Below are 1,478 nucleotides of genomic sequence, written 5' to 3' on the forward strand. Positions count from 1 at the left end.
AAATATACCTGATACAACAGCACTTAACAGCCCCAGCCAATCTTTAGCGTAGGCATAAAAAGTGCTTTCCTCCAGTAAACGCATATTATCCATTATAACTACCTCTTCATCCCATGAAGTAACCTTACGCTTAGAGCCACTTTTATCCACAAACATAGATTTACCTGTGGTTGCGCACCGAACCACATCTCTGCGTAAAGAGCTGGCCACGACAGAAGCATACTGGGCATTTTGCAGATAACCAGAAGTATTGCCAGCCCAACTGTCATTCGCTATCACAGCCATTATGTTTGCTTTTTTATTTATAAAGTGGCTAGAATAGCCTGGAAAAAGGGCATCAAGACAGATCAGGGTTCCGATGCGCAGGTGCTTGTATTCAAAAACATTTATTTCATCATCCTTTTCGTAACTGTTTTTAGCCTGGTTAAGCTGGAGCTTGAATTTTTCAAAGAATGACAGTTGATCAAGATAAGGTATCCTTTCCATAAAAGGCACCAGATTATTCTTCATTTGCATTTGTGTAGCCTTATCGTGAGCTACAAGCATGGCCCCGTTATAGGCGCTGAAATACCTGCCATCACCTGTGGAAAGGGCAGATGAGGGAGCAACAGCTTTACTATCGAAAAGCTTAAACCCGATAAACCCAACCAGTATAGGTGCATTAATTTCTTTAGATATCTTTTTGATCTCCTTAATAGCCGGCTGCTCATCGACATTATTAAGTACTAAAGGAGCAAGAGGGGAGGTTCTCAAATAACCCTCTGAAAGCACAACGAGATCTACCCCTTTTCCCTTTAACGGAAGCAGCAGCCTTTGCAGAGTACCAACTTGTCGCTTGAGGCTGTGTTTATCCAATACCTCATATGGGTCGGCATTGCTTTGCACAATAGCTGCTTTTATTGAGGCACTTCCTTTTTTTGGCTGCGGATATAAGAGCAGGTTCGCCAATATCAGGATAGCAATAACACCAGTGGTCATCGACAAATTGCGTTTAAAACTTATGCTTCCATATGCTTTGATAGCATTGAAAATCATGACATTAAGCAATACAATTACCAATGAACCCCCAAGATATCCTGTATACTCATAAAACTGAATAAACCAGGGCACCGGACTTAGGCCAAAGCCGAGGTGCAACCAGGTAAATGCCAACTGCCAACTGCTGTGCAAGTATTCATAACTAACCCATATCAAAGGCAGCAAATACCAGATATACACTTGGTCAACCTTCTTTTTTGCCCAGGCAAATACAAGAAAAGGTAAACTTTGAAAAAGGGGGATCAATATCCAGGCAATAGCTATAATGACAAAGCCCTGGAAATCAATTTTTGTATTGCCAATCCAGTACATGGTACCAACTGTCCAGATGAAAAAAGCCAGGTATGCATGGGCCCAGGATCTCTTAATTGAGGTTTGCCGGTCTATAATAAAGAGTAAAGGGATGAATGCGATAAAAAGGAAGGGTGTCAAAGAAAACG

At 41.5% G+C, this 1,478-nt stretch carries 1 protein-coding gene; it reads right to left on the reverse strand.

All coding sequences use genetic code 11. The features are described from left to right. Window positions 1–1,470, reverse strand: a 1,470-nt coding sequence (lnt, locus tag E1163_RS00565; RefSeq protein ID WP_246223449.1) for an apolipoprotein N-acyltransferase, incomplete at its 3' end; no start/stop codon positions are given. Window positions 1,471–1,478: the final 8 nt, after the last annotated feature.

Origin of the sequence: Fulvivirga kasyanovii, from assembly GCF_009711405.1 — a bacterium.
Taxonomy (GTDB): Bacteria; Bacteroidota; Bacteroidia; order Cytophagales; family Cyclobacteriaceae; genus Fulvivirga; species Fulvivirga kasyanovii.